At 68.8% G+C, this 17,736-nt stretch carries 18 protein-coding genes and 1 other RNA gene; 8 read left to right on the forward strand and 11 right to left on the reverse strand.

The window, feature by feature from the left end; translation table 11 throughout:
• Window positions 1-92: 92 nt before the first annotated feature.
• Complete coding sequence (gene ruvC / locus IP86_RS19525) at window positions 93-614, reverse strand: crossover junction endodeoxyribonuclease RuvC (RefSeq protein WP_054164095.1); 522 nt, start codon at window positions 612-614, stop codon at window positions 93-95.
• A 309-nt stretch (window positions 615-923) separates the two neighbouring features.
• Window positions 924-1,670: a YebC/PmpR family DNA-binding transcriptional regulator gene (locus IP86_RS19530; protein ID WP_054164112.1), complete on the reverse strand. Its 747-nt coding sequence runs from the start codon at window positions 1,668-1,670 to the stop codon at window positions 924-926.
• A 191-nt stretch (window positions 1,671-1,861) separates the two neighbouring features.
• Between IP86_RS19530 and IP86_RS19535 the strand changes: the two genes are divergently transcribed.
• A complete protein-coding gene (locus IP86_RS19535) occupies window positions 1,862-3,619 on the forward strand; it encodes a methyl-accepting chemotaxis protein (protein WP_054164096.1) in 1,758 nt (585 codons plus the stop codon).
• A gap of 427 nt (window positions 3,620-4,046) precedes the next feature.
• On the opposite strand, the gene IP86_RS19540 is transcribed toward IP86_RS19535, so the two are convergent.
• From IP86_RS19540 to IP86_RS19560, 5 genes are all read right to left on the reverse strand, one after another.
• Window positions 4,047-4,334 carry a cysteine rich repeat-containing protein gene (locus IP86_RS19540; protein WP_054164097.1) on the reverse strand — a complete coding sequence of 96 codons (288 nt, stop codon included), beginning with the start codon at window positions 4,332-4,334 and terminating at the stop codon, window positions 4,047-4,049.
• A gap of 105 nt (window positions 4,335-4,439) precedes the next feature.
• Window positions 4,440-4,883 carry a periplasmic heavy metal sensor gene (locus IP86_RS19545; RefSeq protein ID WP_054164098.1) on the reverse strand — a complete coding sequence of 148 codons (444 nt, stop codon included), beginning with the start codon at window positions 4,881-4,883 and terminating at the stop codon, window positions 4,440-4,442.
• Window positions 4,880-5,299, reverse strand: coding sequence for a hypothetical protein (locus tag IP86_RS19550; protein ID WP_054164099.1), 420 nt, complete (start codon window positions 5,297-5,299; stop codon window positions 4,880-4,882). Before IP86_RS19550 ends, IP86_RS19545 begins: the two co-directional genes overlap by 4 nt.
• Entirely contained in the window at window positions 5,296-6,012 is a 717-nt protein-coding gene (locus tag IP86_RS19555) for an RNA polymerase sigma factor (protein ID WP_054164100.1), read from the reverse strand. Before IP86_RS19555 ends, IP86_RS19550 begins: the two co-directional genes overlap by 4 nt.
• The gene (locus tag IP86_RS19560; RefSeq protein ID WP_054164101.1) at window positions 5,927-6,250 is read right to left on the reverse strand and encodes a hypothetical protein; all 324 of its coding nucleotides are present in this window, start codon (window positions 6,248-6,250) and stop codon (window positions 5,927-5,929) included. Before IP86_RS19560 ends, IP86_RS19555 begins: the two co-directional genes overlap by 86 nt.
• Window positions 6,251-6,770: 520 nt before the next feature.
• On the opposite strand from IP86_RS19560, the gene IP86_RS19565 reads away from it, so the two are divergent.
• From IP86_RS19565 to ppk2, 5 genes are all read left to right on the forward strand, one after another.
• Window positions 6,771-8,462 carry a methyl-accepting chemotaxis protein gene (locus IP86_RS19565; RefSeq protein WP_054164102.1) on the forward strand — a complete coding sequence of 564 codons (1,692 nt, stop codon included), beginning with the start codon at window positions 6,771-6,773 and terminating at the stop codon, window positions 8,460-8,462.
• Between the two features lie 165 nt (window positions 8,463-8,627).
• On the forward strand, window positions 8,628-10,220 hold the full coding sequence (locus IP86_RS19570) for a hypothetical protein (RefSeq protein ID WP_054164103.1): 1,593 nt from the start codon (window positions 8,628-8,630) through the stop codon (window positions 10,218-10,220).
• Window positions 10,210-11,454, forward strand: coding sequence for an ATP-grasp domain-containing protein (locus IP86_RS19575; RefSeq protein ID WP_054164104.1), 1,245 nt, complete (start codon window positions 10,210-10,212; stop codon window positions 11,452-11,454). The genes IP86_RS19570 and IP86_RS19575 overlap by 11 nt, the downstream gene beginning before the upstream one ends.
• Window positions 11,455-11,483: 29 nt before the next feature.
• Entirely contained in the window at window positions 11,484-12,956 is a 1,473-nt protein-coding gene (locus tag IP86_RS19580; RefSeq protein ID WP_054164105.1) for a pyridoxal phosphate-dependent decarboxylase family protein, read from the forward strand.
• A 510-nt stretch (window positions 12,957-13,466) separates the two neighbouring features.
• Window positions 13,467-14,366 (forward strand): polyphosphate kinase 2, encoded by a 900-nt coding sequence (gene ppk2, locus IP86_RS19585; RefSeq protein WP_156332564.1) that lies wholly within the window; start codon window positions 13,467-13,469, stop codon window positions 14,364-14,366.
• Between the two features lie 155 nt (window positions 14,367-14,521).
• Here ppk2 and IP86_RS19590 read toward each other — a convergent pair whose 3' ends face one another.
• The 3 genes from IP86_RS19590 to ssrS all read right to left on the reverse strand — a co-directional run bounded on the left by IP86_RS19590 (window position 14,522) and on the right by ssrS (window position 16,162).
• Window positions 14,522-15,349, reverse strand: a complete 828-nt coding sequence (locus IP86_RS19590) for a TIGR00282 family metallophosphoesterase (RefSeq protein ID WP_054164107.1) — start codon at window positions 15,347-15,349, stop codon at window positions 14,522-14,524.
• Between the two features lie 2 nt (window positions 15,350-15,351).
• Window positions 15,352-15,939: a 5-formyltetrahydrofolate cyclo-ligase gene (locus IP86_RS19595; RefSeq protein WP_054164108.1), complete on the reverse strand. Its 588-nt coding sequence runs from the start codon at window positions 15,937-15,939 to the stop codon at window positions 15,352-15,354.
• 62 nt (window positions 15,940-16,001) lie between these two features.
• Window positions 16,002-16,162, reverse strand: a non-coding RNA gene (gene ssrS, locus IP86_RS28255) — 6S RNA.
• A gap of 167 nt (window positions 16,163-16,329) precedes the next feature.
• On the opposite strand from ssrS, the gene IP86_RS19600 reads away from it, so the two are divergent.
• Window positions 16,330-16,779: a hypothetical protein gene (locus IP86_RS19600; RefSeq protein WP_054164109.1), complete on the forward strand. Its 450-nt coding sequence runs from the start codon at window positions 16,330-16,332 to the stop codon at window positions 16,777-16,779.
• 5 nt (window positions 16,780-16,784) lie between these two features.
• Here IP86_RS19600 and IP86_RS19605 read toward each other — a convergent pair whose 3' ends face one another.
• A complete protein-coding gene (locus IP86_RS19605) occupies window positions 16,785-16,985 on the reverse strand; it encodes a hypothetical protein (protein ID WP_156332563.1) in 201 nt (66 codons plus the stop codon).
• 98 nt (window positions 16,986-17,083) lie between these two features.
• Between IP86_RS19605 and IP86_RS19610 the strand changes: the two genes are divergently transcribed.
• Window positions 17,084-17,551 carry a hypothetical protein gene (locus IP86_RS19610; protein WP_054164111.1) on the forward strand — a complete coding sequence of 156 codons (468 nt, stop codon included), beginning with the start codon at window positions 17,084-17,086 and terminating at the stop codon, window positions 17,549-17,551.
• Window positions 17,552-17,736 lie beyond the last annotated feature (185 nt).

Consider the following 17,736-nt stretch of genomic DNA (forward strand, 5'->3'; position numbering starts at 1 on the left):
CACTGTGCCCGCGTCGCCCTCACCCCAGCCCTCTCCCGCAAGCGGGAGAGGGAGCGCGTCGCGCAAGGGGAGAGGCATCGTCTCCACAATCGTCATGCCCCTACCGCCTTCAGCCGCTGCGCGCTGACGCGGTGGTGGGCGTGGGTGATGGCGATGGCGAGGGCGTCGGCGGCGTCGGCGCTTTTCGGCTCGGCCTTGGGCAGCAGGATCTTCAGCATCATCTGGATCTGGGTCTTGTCGGCATGGCCGGCGCCGACCACCGTCTTCTTGACGAGATTGGGAGCGTATTCGGCGACCAGCAAACCGTGCATCGCCGGCACCAGCATCGCCACGCCGCGCGCCTGGCCGAGCTTCAGCGTCGCGGCGCCGTCCTTGTTGACGAAGGTCTGCTCGACCGCGGCCTCGGCCGGCGCGTAGGCGGCCAGCACCTTCTCGAGCCCGGCATGGATCCCGAGCAGCCGCTCGGCCAGCGGCAGCGTATCCTTCGGCTCGACCGAGCCGCACGCCACATAGACCAGCCGATTGCCCTCGCTCTCGACCACCCCCCAGCCGGTGCGGCGGAGGCCGGGGTCGATCCCGAGAATGCGAACACTGCGAATCGGCGGCTGGCTCATGGCGCAGTGATAACGCCAGATAGACGTGAACGAAACAGAAACGGGGGATCGGGAAGCGCAGTCCCCAGCGAGGTCGGGCTGGAGCGAAGCTTCAGGAGACGCTCCATCCCTTGCGGATCATCCCAGCCAGCGCCCGTTCCCCGGATGCTGCGCAGCGCGCCGCTCTTGGCGGCGTGGTGCGCTGCTGATCCGGGGCCCCGGTGCTGGCAGAGCGGCAAAAACCGGGGTCTCGGTGGTGGTGAGCGGAGGAACCGGGGTCCCGGATCTGCGGAGCAGCGCTGCGCGCTGCGCCGCGTCCGGGACATGGAGTTACCCCGCCATCTTCGCCATCAGCGCGTCGGACACTTCGAAGTTGGCGTAGACGTTCTGGACGTCGTCGTGGTCGTTGAGGTTGTCCATCAGCTTGAACAGCTTTTCGCCGGTCTCGTCGTCGACCGCGACGGTGTTTTGCGGCTTCCAGATCAGCGCCGCCTTGCGCGGTTCGCCGTATTTGGCTTCGAGCGCCTTGGCGACGTCGCGGAAGGTGTCCTGCGAGGCGTAGATTTCGTGGCCCGCTTCGGACGAGGCGACGTCGTCGGCGCCGGCCTCGATGGCGGCTTCCAGCATGTCGTCGGCCGAGGCCTTGTCGGCGTCGTATTCGATCACGCCGGTGCGGTCGAACATGAACGCCACCGAACCGGTTTCGCCGAGATTGCCGCCCGACTTGGTGAAGTAGGAGCGGATGTCCGAGGCGGCGCGGTTGCGGTTGTCGGTCAGCGCCTCGACGATCACGGCGACGCCGCCCGGGCCGTAGCCCTCGTAGCGGATCTCGTCGTAGTTCTCAGAGTCGCCGCCGATCGCCTTCTTGATGGCGCGCTCGATATTGTCCTTCGGCATGTTCTCCTGCCGGGCGGCGATCACCGCGGCGCGTAGGCGGGGGTTCATCGCGGGGTCCGGCGTGCCGAGCTTGGCCGCGACCGTGATTTCGCGCGCCAGCTTGCTGAACAGCTTGGACTTCTGCGCATCCTGCCGGCCCTTGCGGTGCATGATGTTCTTGAATTGGGAATGTCCGGCCATGCGTGCTCTCTCGCGGTCGATCAGGAAAATTTCGGGCTGCGGCGCGGGGTTATAAGCGGCGGAAGGGCCGAAATCAAAGACCTGCGCGGCCTTCTCCTCCGAATGGCCGGTTTTCCGCAGCGGGAAATTTAACCTCACCTTCACCACACCACGCGAGTATCTGGCGAATTTCTCGGTTTGCGGGAGGATTTATGGCGTTCGGCCTCTTTCGGAAGCGGCAGGCGGAAACGCCGGTGCCGGACGCTGCGGCCGTGGCTCCGCCCCCGCAGCCGGCCCCCGCGCCAGCGGTGGACGAGGCCGATTCGGCCTCCGACATCCTCGAACTGCTGGAGCTGGAACTCGGCTCGCTGATTCGCCAGCTCGAGCGCGCCGCGCATTCGGTCACCACGGGCGTGCAGTCCACCACCACGACGCTGCACACCATCCGCGAGCGCACCGATGCGCTAACCGGCCACACCAGCGCCGCGCAGGCCACCGCGGTGTCGTTCTCGCAGGCCGCCGACAAATTTACCCATTCGGCCGAGGGTATCGGCGCGCAGGTGCGCCAAGCCTCGCAACTCGCCGACGACGCCAGCGCCGCCGCCAACGAGGCCACCGCCAATGTCGAGCGGCTGCGCGATTCCTCGGCGGCGATCGGCAATGTCGTCAACCTGATCGCCCAGATCGCCCGGCAGACCACGCTGCTGGCGCTGAACTCCACCATCGAGGCGGCGCGCGCCGGCGCCGCCGGCCGCGGCTTCGCCGTGGTGGCGACCGAGGTCAAGGCGCTGGCGGTGCAGACCCAGGAGGCGACCGAGGAGATCAAGCGCAAGATCGACACGCTGCAGCGCGACGCCTCGAGTTCGGCCGACGCGGTGCATCGCATCACCAGCGCGATCGCGGCGATCCGGCCGGTGTTCGACAACGTCAACGGCGCCGTCGCCGAGCAGAACGCCACCACCGGCGACGTCGCCGGCAATGCCGCCACGGCCGGCAATTTCATCGTCTCGGTCGGCGACAGCGCCGCCGAGATCGCCAGCGCCACGCAGGAGGCCGAGCAGCACGGCGCCGACGTCGCCCGCGCCGGCCAGACCGTGACGCTGTTCGCCGAGAAGCTGCGCGCCCGCACCGCGGTGCTGCTGAAACAGGGCGATCGCGAGGAGGCGCGCCGGCGCGAGAAACTGCCGTGCCACCTGGCGATCGAGATCGCGGCGCCGCGCGGGCGGATCAGCGCGCCGGTCTACGAGATCTCGCATGGCGGCGTGCTGATCGCCGGCCCGGCCGCGGCGTCATTGGCGGTCAATCAGACCTACGAGGCCGAACTGCAGGATGTCGGCGCCTGCCGGATCCGCATCACCGAGCACGGCAGCGCCGGCGCGCAGGCGATGTTCGTCGCACCGGGCGCGGCGCTGCGCGAGGCGATCGAGGATCGGCTGTGGGCGATCCGCGACGAGAATTCCGAGTTCGTGGCACGGGCGCTGGAGGCCGGCGCCGAACTGCACCGCATCTTCGAGCGCGGCATCGCCAGCGGCGCGATCACGCCCGACGACATGTTCGACGACAATTACGTGGAAATTTCCGGCACCAATCCGGTGCAGTATCGCACCCGGATCCTCGACTGGGCCGACCGCGCGCTGCCGCCGTTCCAGGAGGCGTTCCTCGCCAAGGACTCGCGGATGGCGTTCTGCGTGATGATCGACCGCAACGGCTATCTGCCGGTGCACAACAAGATCTACTCGCAGCCGCAGCGCCCCGGCGACGTCGCGTTCAACACCGCCAATGCCCGCAACCGCCGCATCTTCAACGACCCCGCCGGCCTCGCCGCCGGCCGCAACACCCGCCCGTTCCTGATCCAGAGCTACGCCCGCGACATGGGCGGCGGCAACATGGTGATGATGCGCGAGATCGACGTCCCGGTGAAGGTCCGCGGGCGGCACTGGGGCGGGTTCAGGACGGCGTATAAGCTGTAGGGCACGAACGATGTCCGACACATCTCAGGCAGCACGGAACGAGACGTCCAAGTTGACGGCCAATTTCGTCAGCAACCTCGGCGTGGGGCTGATCGCTGGCGGTGTATTCGCACCGGCTCTGTCGCTTTTGTCCGAACACCCAATGCTCACCAGACATGAATTTCTGTTCGTTGGATGTGGTTGCGTGGTTTTGAGCGCAATCCTACATTTGGCAGCACGGAGCGCACTGCGGAGCATCCAATGAGCAATGTCCTCTATCTATTGGCCATTCCCATGCTCGTTACGCTCATGGGCGCCGTCATGGTCTGGCACAACAATCGTGCAGCCGCACGAGCTTGCGCGCCGACGGCGCGAAGTGGATCGCCGGGTCGAGCCCGGCGATGACGGCTGCGGTGTGGAGCTGACGCGTCGATTACTTCGCCAACGCCTACTTCGCCGCTCCAACCACCTGCTTGCAGGCGTCCGACAGGCTGGCGAAATTGTCGGCGAGGCATTTTTTGATGCGGCCGCCGCCCGGCGTCACGTTGCTGCAGAATTTCTGATAGTCGGGTTTGCAGGCTTCGCGCGCAGAGCTGTCCTGGGCGCTGGCGACCGAGAGCGACACCGCGAGCGCGGCGATCACCAATGCGGCGACGAGGCAGGCGCGCACCAGCGCGTCGCTGGCGTAGAACAAGGCCGGGCGGGCGCGGCCGGAGGTCGATATCAGTCGGGGCATGAGGGCTCCTTCGATCCGGGTTGACGTGGTGGTTCGGGCTGCAGGTCCGGCAGGCGGACATAGGTGATACGCTGCAGCCGCCGCGATCCCTCGCGCCGCGCCGGCTCAGCGAAACATGCCGCCGACGAGTTGCCGGCGTCCTTTCGTCGAGATCTGCGCCAGCGTGTCCACGAAGGTGTCGATCACCTGGTCGCCGATCTTGATCCGCTTCTCGCGCGCATCCTTGATCGCCGCTTGCAGCGCCGGCTTGTCGAGTTCGGTCTGGCCGGTCAGCCGCAGCGTCTTCATCAGCGCCGCCACATAGGCCTCCTGCAGCGGCTGCAACTCGGGCTGCCGCGCCTGGAAATTGCGGCGCAGGATCTCGGCATCTTCGGCCGGCAGCCGCGTGGCGACGCGCTCGATCAGCCGGACCGGCGTGCCGGCGTTCTTGAGGGCCCATTCGGGCTGCAGCCATTGCGCTCCCACATAGGCGCCGAGCGCGACGTTCAGACAGAGCGACGCCAGCAGCAGCAGGCGGCCGCCGGTGAGCGAGCCGAAACGGGACGTCATTGGTTTCCCCACAGGCTGATGACGGAGGCGTCGAGCACGGCCGCGACCGTGGCGACCGCCTGCTCGTTCTGGTGATAGGGCAGCGCACCGGCGAGCCAGACGCCGAGCAGCGCCGAACAGGCCAGACTCCCAACGGGCAACAGCGACACCGGCCGCAGCCAGCGCCGATACCAGGGCGGACGCGCCTCGCGTGCCGCGATCGCCTGCAGCACCGCCAGCGCCGCGCGCGAGGCGCGCGCAGGCGCAACCTCGGGCGGCACGCTGAGCAGCGCATCGAACGCCAGCTGCTGGCGCAGCAGCGCGCCGCCGGATTCGCTTTGCGCGACGACCCGCGCGGCGTCCCGCTCCGCCTCGGGCCAGCGCGCGATATCGCCGCCCCATGTCTCCGCCAGCTCCCTGAAACGCTCGGGTGTCATGGCAACCTCCTGGTCTGCTCGATGGTCTCGACTTCTTTCTTGAGCGCGAGGCGGGCCCGCGCCAGCAGCGACTCGAAGGCCTTGGGGCTGAGCCCCATCGCCCGCGCCGCCTCGTCGCCGGGCAGGCCCTCCATGTGAAACAGCGCGATTGCGCCGCGCTGCCGGTCGGACAGCCGCGTCATCGCGGCATCCAGCGCGCGGCGCTGCTGATCGGCGATCAGGCGCTCGACCGCGGCCGGCTCGCCGGATGCGATCTCGGCCGCCTCCTCGATCGGCGCATGGGCCGGCCGGCGCGACCGGTCGAACGACAGGTTCAGCACGATCCGGTACAGCCAGGTGGTGAACCGCGCGACCTGCGGATCGAACGACGCCGCCTTGGTCCAGACCCGCAGGAAGGCTTCCTGGCCGATGTCGTCGGCCTCGGCGGCGTTGCGGACGATGCGCTGGGCGACCCGGATGGCCCGCGGCATATGCCGCGTCATCAGCGCGCGGAACGCGGGCTGCCGCCCGGCCACGACGGCAGCCATCAGCGCCTCGTCGCTGTCGTCCTCCATCGCGCCGATCCCCTGCCCGGTCGCCGCTGCAGTCAGCACGGCCACAGCCGCGGCCGTCCCTCGATGCATCCGGTTAGCACGGCCGCCAGGCACCCGCGATCCAGCACCGTCGCGGCGCCGGCGCCACCGGCCCGGCGACCACCACCGGCGGCGCCACATAGACCGGCGCCGGCGCCACCACGTAGGGATAAGGCCGGTAGTAAGGGCGATAATAGCCGCAGCCCCGATAGACGCCGACCCCGCGCCAGCCGCCACGGACGCAGGCGACGGTCTCGACCGGAGACGTCGCAGCGACAGCTGCCCGCACCGTGGCTGCGGGCGCCATCAGGGGCGCGGCCTGCGCCGACACGGGCACGGCGGCGGCGAACACGGCGGCGATCAGGATCTGGCGCATCATCGGGTCCTTTCCTCACGGGTGATTCGGAGAGCCGGACTGTCCCGGCCGATGTGAGGACTACGGCGCCGCCGCGGCTTTCCCTCGCGGGCCCCGGATTTTTCTTTTGCGAAGCGTAAGACGAACGGTCTTCGACCAAAGTTTGTCCGTGATATCCATCACTGCGGTACTTAGTTGCCGAAATCCGACTTCGTAGTTCTACCAGCGACAATACGCCTGCCGAAAATTTACCAATAGCTATCGTTCTTCCTGGATAGTTCCTCACATGAAACCGTCGCTCGATTGATGCACGCGGCCGTATAGCGGCGGCGACTCACTCGCAAGCGACGCAAGACCCCAATGTGGTTTGCCATGCCGCACGGCGCCTTTTTCGGCACCGAACGCGGGCGTGTGCGCCGCAGACGGCGCGAGCCTGCATGCCAGGCTGCTTCGGCAGCCGCGTGACCGCCGCAAGGGGCAAGCCTGCATGGACCGCCGGGCTCGGCGTTCTCACCTCCATCAATCAACTCAGCGGGACCGCCTTATGTTTTCAGGATTGCGCATGACGATCAGCCGCCGGATCTATTTGTTGATCGGCCTCGGATTTCTCGGCCTGCTGGCAACCAGCCTGCTCGCCTCGCAGGAAATCGCCTCCGGGCTGAAGCAGCAGAAACAGATCGAACTCAGCCATATCGCCGACTTGGCCCTGGCGATCGCCAAGGACGAGTACGACGCGGCGCAGCGCGGCGAGATCAGCACCGACGAGGCGCAGAAGCGCGCCCAGGCGCGGATCGGCAAGCTGCGCTACGGCGGCACCGAGTACTTCTTCATCACCGACATGCAGAGCCGGATGCTGATGCACCCGATCGCCAAGCAGCTGATCGGCCAGGACCAGACCAACACCAAGGATCCGAACGGCAAGCTGCTGTTCCGCGAGATGGTCGAGACGGTGCGCCGCGACGGCAGCGGCTATGTCGAGTATGTCTGGCCGAAGCCCGGCTCCGATCAGCAGTTCCCCAAGCTGAGCCGCGTCGCCGGCTTCGCGCCGTGGGGCTGGATCGTCGGCACCGGCGTGTATATTGACGATCTTCAAGCCCAGACCTGGAGCGCGACGCAGCGGCTGCTGATCGCCGCCGCGATCGTGCTGCTGATCATTACCCTGGTATCCGTGCTGGTAGCGCGGGGCATCACCCGGCCGATCCATGCGATCACCCAGGCGATGAAGCAGCTCGCTGCCGGCCGGCTGGAGGCCGACGTGCCGGGCATCGGCCGCGCCGACGAGATCGGCGAGATGGCCGGCGCGGTTGAAGTCTTCAAGCTCAACGCGATCGAACGGCAGCGGCTGCAGGCCGGCCAGGAGGAAGCCGAAGCGCGCGCCGCCGCGCAGCGCAAGGCCGACACGATGCGGCTCGCCGGCGATTTCGAACGCGCGATCGGCGAGATCGTCGAGACGGTGTCGTCAGCGTCGCACGAGCTCGAGGCCTCGGCGACGATGCTGGCCTCGACCGCGGAGCGCTCGCAGCACCTCGCCACCATGGTGACGTCGGCCTCCGAGGAAGCCTCCACCAACGTCCAGTCGGTGGCGTCGGCGACCGAGGAGATGAGCTCGTCGGTCAACGAGATCAGCCGCCAGGTGCAGGAATCGGCGCGGATCGCCCACGAGGCGGTCGAGCAGGCCCGCGCCACCAACGGCCGGGTCGAAGAACTCGCCAAGGCGGCGGCGCGGATCGGCGACGTCGTCGAGCTGATCAATACGATCGCCGGCCAGACCAATCTGCTGGCGCTCAACGCCACCATCGAAGCCGCCCGCGCCGGCGAGGCCGGCCGCGGCTTCGCCGTGGTGGCCGCCGAGGTGAAGGCGCTGGCGGAGCAGACCGCGAAGGCCACCGGCGAGATCAGCCAGCAGATCGGCGGCATCCAAAGCGCCACCGACCAGTCGGTCGCCGCCATCAAGGAGATCGGCGGCACCATCGGGCGGATGTCGGAAATCTCCTCGACCATCGCCTCGGCGGTCGAGGAACAGGGCGCGGCGACGCAGGAGATTTCCCGCAACGTCTCGCAGGCCGCGCAAGGCACCCAGCAGGTGTCGTCCAACATCACCGAAGTGCAGCGCGGCGCCACCGAGACCGGCTCGGCGTCCAGCCAGGTGCTGTCGGCGGCCAAGTCGCTGTCGCAGAACAGCTCGCGGCTCAAGGTCGAAGTCGCGAAATTCCTCGACAGCGTCCGCGCCGCATAGTCCCGAACCAGGCCGGTCCGGCACCCACGAGGAGCCGGGCCGGCCGATTGGTAAACGCGCTATTAACCAAGACGCGTTTACGTGTTGCTACCAATCAGGGCGCCCGGCATCCGGCCAGGCGCCTGCGACGACCGCCCGGTTCTCGCCGGGCGAGAAGGCTGAGCGATGTCGAACTCCGGGACTGCGCCGCGACTCACCGACCGGTCTCAGGCCGGCCCGGGGCTCCAGGCCCCCTCGCCGCTGCGCGAATTGTTCGCGCCGCTCGACCAGCTTCTCGTCTGCGGCGGCGATGCGCGGCTGGCGCGCGATCCCGCGACCGGCCGCAACGGCTATGGCTGCAGTCCGGCGCCGACGCCCGCGATCCCGAGCTTCTCGTCCTGCACCGCCACCACGATCTCGCAGCGCGGCTACGATGCGGCGGAATCGGCGCGCACCGCGCTGATGGCCTCCGCCATCCTGCACGGCCTGATCGACTGCTTCGACGCCCGCATCGAGGCGATGCGCGAGGAGCTGCGCGGGCTGCTCGGGCTCAGCGGCTCGGGCACCGAGGTGGTGTTCGCCGCCTCCGGCACCGACGCGCAATTGCAGGCCCTGGCACTGAGCCGCGCGCTGCTCGGCGACGACCTCGTGACGGTGGTGGTCGGCGCCGACCAGACCGGCTCCGGCACCGTGCACACCGCCCGCGGCGTTCACTTCGGCGACCGCAGCACCAACGATTGCCGCGTGCCCAAGGGCGCAGCGATCGACGGCCTCGGGCCGGTGCGCAGCGTGGCGCTGCGGCTGCGCGGCGAGGGCGGCCGGCTGCGCGCGCCTGCTGCGATCGACGCCGAGGTGCTGGAAACGGTGGAGTCGCTGGTCGCGCGCGGCGCGCGGGTGATGCTGCAGGTGATGGATTGCTCCAAGCTCGGCCTGCAGGCGCCGAGCGACGGCTGCGCCGACGAGATCGCGGCGCGCTGGCCGGGACGGGTGCAGATCGTGGTGGACGCCTGCCAGATGCGGCTCGGCCGCCGACGCATCGCGCGCAGTCTGGGGCGCGGCGACATGGTGCTGATCACCGGCTCGAAATTCTATGCCGGCCCGCCGTTCAGCGGCGCGCTGCTGCTGCCGCCGCGGCTCGCGGCCGCGATCGAGACCGCCGGCCCGCTGGCCCCGGGGCTCGCCGCCTATACGACGCGGAGCGACTGGCCGACGCATTGGCGCAGCCTGCGCGGGCAGTTCGCCGCCGCGCCGAATTTCGGCCAGTGGCTGCGCTGGGAAGCGGCGCTGGAAGAGATCCGCGCCTACGACTCCGTCCCGGACAAATTCCGCCGGGTCGCGCTGCGCCTGCTCGGCGACGGCATCGCGCGGCGCATCAAGGCTTCGCCGGCGCTGCGGCTGCTGCCGCCGCAGCCGCGCCCGGCCGAGGCCGACGAATTCGCCGCGCCGACGATCTTCGCCTTCACCTGCGAGCCGGATGGCGTCCCGCTGTCGCTGGCGCGCTGCCGCGCGATCTCCGCCGCGCTCCAGACCGACGCCGATGCGCCCTGCCTGATCGGCCAGCCGGTCGGCTGGGGCGGCCACGGCGACGACCAGTTCGCCGCGCTGCGGATCTGCATCAGCGCCCGCCATGTGGTCGACGCCTGGGCGGCCTTCCCCGGCGATGCGTATCAGGCGACCGCCCCGATTCTCGACGACGTCGCGACGGTGATCGCCCGCATCGCCGCGCTGCTGACGCAGCCCGAACGCACCATATCAGCCCAGGACCTCCATGCCGTCTGACCTGCAGCCGCTCGCCTCGACAGAGATCGCCGACCGGATCGGCTTCGCGCGCCTGACCAAGCGGGCGTTCGACGGCGAGAACCTGTTTCCGCTGTGGCAGGAGCTGATGAGCAAGGTCGACGCCGGCATCGCCACCGCCGGCGAGCAGCTCGACCTCGCGCTGCTCACCCAGCTGTTCGGCCACAAGCAGGCCGGGCTGTCGGTGCAGACCGAAACGCTGGCGCAGCACCGGCTGTATCGCTCGCCATGTTCCAGCCCGCAGCCGCGGCTGCGGGTGCTGGCGCTCGCCGCCGATATCGACATGGGCGGCAACACGCCGATCGAATTCCTGCTGGAGACCTCCGGCATCGAACTGCTGACGCTGTACGTCGTCGACGGCACGCCGCTGCCGGACCCGCTGCCGCCGCACGACGTCGCGATCGTGATCGCGTCGGACTCCGACGAATGCCGCGGCGCGCTGGCGGCGATCGACGCGCGCGCCGAGACCTGGCCGGCGCCGCTGCTCAACGCGCCGAAGCTGATCCGCCATCTCGACCGCGACAAGCTGTATCGGCTGATCGGCGACGTCGACGGGCTCGACATTCCGGCCACCATCCCGGTGTCGCGCGACGCGCTCGCCGCGGTGGCGGACGGCAGCGCGACGCTGCAGGACACGACCGACGGCGTCGCCTTCCCGGTGATCGTGCGGCCGCGCGGCTCGCATGCCGGCTTCGGCCTGGCGCGGATCGAGAGCTGCGCGGCGCTCGCCGCGTATCTCGCCGAGCGCGCCGAGCCCGAATATTTCGTCGCGCGCTATGTCGACTACGCCAGCGACGACGGGCTGTTTCGCAAGTACCGCATCGTCGTGGTCGACGGCAAACCCTATGCCTGCCACATGGCGATCGCCGACCGCTGGGACATCTGGTACCTCAACGCCGGCATGGCGCAGAGCGCCAGCAAGCGGCTGGAGGAGGCGGCGTTCTTCCACACCTTCGATTTCGGCTTCGCGCGGCGGCATCGCACCGCGCTCGACGGCATGATCGCGCGGATCGGGCTCGATTACTTCACCATCGACTGCGCCCAGACGCCGCGCGGCGATCTATTGGTGTTCGAGATCGACAACACCGCGGTGGTGCACAATATGGACAGCCCCGAGCTGTATCCCTACAAACCGCCGCAGATGACCAAGATCTTCGACGCCTTCGCGGCGATGCTGGAGCGCCACGTCGCGGCGCGCCGGCAGAGCGTGGCGTGAACGCGGTCGCGTCCTAAGCGAGTATCGATGTGAGTAACAAACAAGGCGGGCCGGCCGACGCCGTCCCGAATTCTGCGACCAGCCTCGATCCGTCCGACTGGTCCGCGCTGCGCGCCGAGGCGCATCGCATGGTCGACGACATGATCGACCATATCGCGCAGGTGCGCGAGCGACCGGTGTGGCAAGAGATTCCCGACGACGTGCGGGCCCGCTTCGGCGAAGCGCTGCCGCGCGACGCGATGCCGCTCGCCGACGTCTATGCCGACTTCACCCGGCACATCGCGCCCTACGCCACCGGCAATGTGCACCCCGGCTTCATGGGCTGGGTGCATGGCGGCGGCACTCCGGTCGGCATGCTGGCCGAGATGCTGGCGGCAGGGCTGAACGCCAATTGCGGCGGGCGTAATCACATCGGCATCGAGGTCGAGCGCCAGATCGTGCGCTGGATGCGCGAGCTGTTCGGCTTTCCGGACACCGCGAGCGGCGTATTCGTCACCGGCTCGTCGATGGCCAATTTCATGGCGCTGCTGGTGGCGCGCAGTGCGGCGCTCGGGCCGCAGGTGCGCGAAGGCGGCCTCGCCGGCGAGCCGCTCACCGCCTATGCGTCGGCGGCGGCGCATGGTTGTGTCGTTCAGGCCGCCGATCTCGCCGGGCTCGGCCGCGGCGCGCTGCGGCGCATCCCGTTCGACGCCGCGCACCGCATCGACATCACGGCGCTGCGCCGGCGCATCGCCGAGGATCGCGCCGCCGGCTTCAAGCCGTTCCTGGTCACCGGCTCGGCCGGCACCGTCGACACCGGCGCGATCGATGATCTTGCTACTTTGGCGCAGCTCTGCCGCGACGAGGGCCTGTGGTTTCACATCGACGGCGCCTACGGCTCGCTCGGCATGCTGTCGCCGGAGATCGCGCCGAAGCTCGCCGGGCTGAGCGACGCCGACTCGATCGCTCTCGACTTCCACAAATGGGGGCAGGTCAACTACGACGCCGGCTTCCTGCTGGTACGCGACGGCGAGCAGCACCGCGCGACCTTCGCGGCGCCGGCCGCTTACTTGCGCCGCGAGACCCGCGGCCTCGCCGGCGGCTCGCCGTGGCCGTGCGATTTCGGCCCCGATCTGTCGCGCGGCTTCCGCGCGCTGAAGACCTGGTTCACGCTCAAGACCTACGGCGCCGAGCGCATGGGCGCGATGATCGCGCAGACCTGCGCGATCGCCCGGCATCTCGAAGCCCGCGTGCGGCGCGAGCCGCAACTCGAGCTGCTGGCGCCGGTGACGCTGAACATCGTCTGCTTCCGGTTTCGCGCGCCGGACGGGATTGATAGCGACGCGCTCAACGCCGAGATCGTCGCCGACATCCACGAGTCCGGGATCGCCGCGCCGTCCTCGACCACGATCGACAACAAGCTCGCCATCCGCGCCGCCATCGTCAACCACCGCACCACATCTGATGACGTCGACCGCATGGTCGATGCCGTGCTGCAATTCGGCGCCGAGCGAGCGAGCTGATCACCCTCTGCCGCGCGCACAGCGCAACCTCCCCCGCTTGCGGGGGAGGTCGGATCGCGCAGCGATCCGGGTGAGGGCCCTCCCCTCCGCGCATCGCTGACTCACTGCCCGTGTCGCCCTCACCCCAACCCTCTCCCGCAAGCGGGAGAGGGAGCGCGCTGTGCTCTTCTCCCCTCCCCCTTGCGGGGAGGGGTCGGGGGTGGGGGTCTCCAGGCACTGCGCTCGTTGCCCCCACCTTGGGCGCTGCGCTTGCGTTGCCCTCACCCCGGCCCTCTCCTGCAGGCGGGAGAGGGGGCGCGCTGCGGTCCGGGGCGCGCGCTGCGCTCAATCCTACAGTTGCCCGCCTCGCGCCAAATCACCGCAGCTTGGTCGCCGTCATACGCGTGACAAACACGCAACGGCATTTTCCCGCTTCCCACCTTGGAGAAACCGATGACCCGCAAGTCTGCGCCACCGACGGTCCATAAACCTGCCGAGCCGCCCCACAAGCCCGCCGCGCCGGTCGACACCATGTCGGTCCGCGAGCGGATCGCGGCGGAGATGCTGGACAGTTTCGACGAGGAACTGGAACTCGAGATCGACGACGATCGCATCGATGCGCTGACCAACGAATTCGCCGGCCACTCGCCGGCCGACACTGTCGATCGCCGCTTGTATTTCAAGGAACTGTTCCGGCTGCAGGGCGAATTGGTGAAGCTGCAAAGCTGGGTGCAGCATCAGGGCCTCAAGGTGGTGGTGGTGTTCGAGGGCCGCGACTCCGCCGGCAAAGGCGGCGTGATCAAGCGCATCACGCAGCGGCTCAATCCGCGGATCTGCCGCGTCGCGGCGCTGCCGGCGCCGAGCGTGCGCGAGCGCTCGCAATGGTACTTCCAACGCTACGTGTCGCATCTGCCGGCCGCCGGCGAGATCGTGCTGTTCGACCGCTCCTGGTACAACCGCGCCGGCGTCGAGCGGGTGATGGGGTTCTGTACCGAGGCCGAGGTCGAGGAGTTCTTCCGCTCGGTGCCGGAATTCGAGCGCATGCTGGTGCGGTCGGGAATCGTGCTGATCAAATACTGGTTCTCGATCACCGACGACGAGCAGCAACTGCGCTTCATGATGCGGATCAACGATCCGCTCAAGCAGTGGAAGCTCAGCCCGATGGACGTGCAGTCGCGAGCGCGCTGGGAGAACTACACCAAGGCCAAGGAGGAGATGCTGGAGCGCACCCACATCGCCGAGGCGCCATGGCACGTGGTGCAGGCCGTCGACAAGAAGAAGGCGCGGCTGAACTGCATCGCACATCTCCTGGAGCAGGTGCCGTACGAGGAAATCCCGGCCGAACGCGTCGTGCTACCCCCGCGCATCCACCACCCCGACTACCACCGCACCCCGATCCCGCCGGAGATGTATGTGCCGGAGCGGTACTGACTCTCCTCGTCATTGCGAGCGCAGCGAAGCAATCCATAGCCGCAGTGCGCGACGCTGGATTGCTTCGTCGCTACGCTCCTCGCAATGACGGAGAGGCCGCGGAGTGACGAGAGGTCGGGCTCGCGCCAAGGGGCGCGCCCCGGAATGACGCGGGGTTAGTTGGTCACCCAAAACTCCGGCCGCGCCTGGTTGAGGCGGCCGCCGATGCGGACGGGGGCGATCTTCACGGCGAGGCCGGTGGCATTGTCGGTCTCGACCGCGACGCCGCTGAGCGTGGCTTCGCCGTTCGCCGGTTCGAAGCGGCCCTGCGGGATGCCGGTGACGAAGCGGTGCAGCGGTTCGTCCTTCTGCATGCCGATCACGGAATCATAATCGCCGGTCATGCCGGCGTCGGTCATGTAGGCGGTGCCGCCGGCCAGGATCTGGTGATCGGCGGTCGGCACATGCGTGTGCGTGCCGACCACAAGGCTGACTTTGCCGTCGCAGAAGTAGCCCATGCCCTGCTTCTCGCTCGACGCCTCGCCATGGAAATCCAGCACGATGGCGTCGGCGGCTTCGCGCAGCGGGCAGGCGTCGAGTTCGCGCGCCACCGCGGCGAACGGATCGTTGAGCGGCTCCATGAACACGCGGCCCATCGCGTTGATCACCAGCACGCGGGCGCCGCCGCGGGTTTCGACCAGCGCGGCGCCGCGGCCCGGCGTGTGCCGCGGGAAATTCGCGGGCCGGATCAGCCGCGGCGCGCGCTCGATGAACACCAGCGCCTCTTTCTGATTCCAGGCGTGGTTGCCGAGCGTCACCGCATCGGCGCCGGCGTCGATGAAATCATTGTAGATCGCCTCGGTGATGCCGAAGCCACCGGCGGCGTTCTCGCCGTTGATGATCGTGCAGTCGAGCTGCCAGTCGCGGATCAGGCCGGGGAGATGTTCGGCGATCGCAACGCGGCCGGCCTTGCCGACCACATCGCCGATGAACAGAATGCGCAAACCTATCGACTCCGGAAAATGAGCGTCTCCCGCTCGGTTAGCACATAATCCAGCGCCACGTCGTGGGCCGCGGCCGGCACCGCCGCGATTTGCTGCACCGCGAAGGCGAGGCCCACGGTGACGACCGGGCGCGTCGCCCGCAGCGCCTCCAGCGTGCAATCATAATAGCCGGCGCCGTAGCCGATGCGGTGGCCGAGCGCGTCGAACGCGGCCAGCGGCACCAGCAGGATGTCGGGGATCAGTTCGGGCGCCTCGCGGCGCGGCTCGTCAATGCCGAGCGGGCTGCGGACCATGGCGTCGCCGGGCTGCCAGGCATGGAAGCGCAGCGGCCGGCCTTGCAGCTCGACCGCCGGCAGCGCCAGCCGGGCGCCGCGCGCCGCCAGCGCCTGCAGCAGCGGCTTGGGGTCGAGTTCGCCGCGGATCGGCGCGTAGCCGGAGACGACGGCATTGTCCGGCAGATCGAACGGCAGGCCGCGCGCCGCGACCGCCGTCGCAGCCGCGCCCCGCTCGGCCTCGGACAGTGCGAGGCGTCGCGCCAAAGCGGCGGCACGCAGGTCATTCTTGCTGGGGGCGTCGGTCAGCTCGGACATTCCCGCTTATAGGCGGACGCCGCGGCGGGGAAAAGCTGAGGGGACCAGCAGGGAAGGAGAAGTGCGAAGCCACGATGACCGTTGAAGCGCTCGATCCCGGAGTTCCCTACGAAAGTAGGTGGGCACCATGTGACCGGGTCCACGGACCCGGCCAGGGACAGTTCCCTGAAGGATCGATAAGGCCCCGGGGATATATGGCTCCTGACGCGAAACGCAGCCTCGCCGTCGCAATGTAGCGATCATACCGCCGCTTCGCCAGTGCGCCGCGGCGATTTGCTGGCGACGGCGCGAACGCATGACACCCGCCGACGTTTTCGGCTATTGAGAGCAGGCGTCGCACGATCGCCATCAACACGAGCGATCGAGGGAGGACGACTCGATCGGAGCACCATGGCCGCCAAGCCCAGCACCACCATCGCGCGCAAGGCCCGCACCCGGGCCGAGGCGGACTTCGCCACCTGGCTGATGATGGCGAAGCTGGGCAGCTTCGACACGCTGCCGGAGAATGCCCGCAAGGTGCTGGACGACTATCGCGCGCGGCTGGACCGGATGAGCGAGATCGAGTCGAAGGCGATCGCGGTGCGCGAGACCTACCAGGCCTATTACAGCGACATGGGCGGCACCGGCGACGCGCCGGAGCCCGAGCCGCGCACGGTCCGCGACGAGCCGGCGGTCGACAATGTGGTGCGCTTCCAGAAGCCGACGAAGCCCGCGCCGGCGCGCCCGGCCGATCGCGGCGCCCGGCCGACCCCGCAAGGCGGCCGCAAGCCGGTGCCGGCGCTGCTGATCTTCGCGGCGCTGGTGGCGATCGTGGTGGCGTGGAAATTCCTGACGCGGTGACGCGGCTACGGCCGCCCCTGGCGGCGCCCTTGCATCTGCCGCACCAATTCGCGGTGGCGCGCGGTCGTCACGACTCGCGGCCGGCACGACACCAGCCCGCCGAAGCGGCGGATCAGCAGCATGATCGCCATCACCAGGCAGACTCCAAGCGCCAAAAGGACCAGCACGGGTGCGGCGACCTGGAACAAAGTGATGAGCTCGGACATCTGCTGATACCTCGTTTTCATCACCTCAAAGGTCGTTGCGCGGCATCGTTCCTACAGATCAGCGAGCCGGAGCCCTTTCACACCGCGGAGGATCACCAGTGGACGACACCCCCAAGCGCGACGCCCCGCCCCGCCCGGAGCGCGGCGCAAGCCGGCCTGCGGCCAAGCCGAAGCTGGTCGACAGCCTGATCGACATGATGATCGACGGCGCCGCGGCGATTACCAAGGCGGCGGCCAAGAAGGCGGTGCAGAGCGTCGTGGAAGGCTCGGCCGGCAAGCGGCTGGCGAAAGCCGGCCTGATGCCGAAGCCGGCCACGCGGACGGCCGCCAAGCCGGCGTCCAAGGTTGGGGCGGCGAAGTCCGCCGGCAAGACCGCAGCGGCGAAATCTTCTGCCGCGAAGCCCGCGACGCCTAAGACAGAAGCAGCGTCGGGCGCTGCAAAAGGGAAGAGATCGACGGCGGCGCCAGCCAAAGCCGCAAAGCCGAAGACCGCGACGAAGCCAGCCAGCAAGACGGCAACCAAGGCCAAGTCGGCCAAATCCAAGACTAAGAAGACGAAGGCCTAGCCGGCGCAAAATGCGGCAAAGTCGCCCGCCCCGAGCCGCAGCACGCTCCCTCTCCCACTTGCGGGAGAGGGCTGGGGTGAGGGCGACACGGGCACAGTGCCCGTGTGAAGCGACGCCGGCGCCGTGCCTGCGAACGACGCCAGCTCTGTGCCCGGGGCCCCCCACCCCCGCCCCCTCCCCGCAAG

Origin of the sequence: Rhodopseudomonas sp. AAP120, from assembly GCF_001295845.1 — a bacterium.
In the GTDB taxonomy this organism is placed as follows: Bacteria; Pseudomonadota; Alphaproteobacteria; order Rhizobiales; family Xanthobacteraceae; genus Rhodopseudomonas.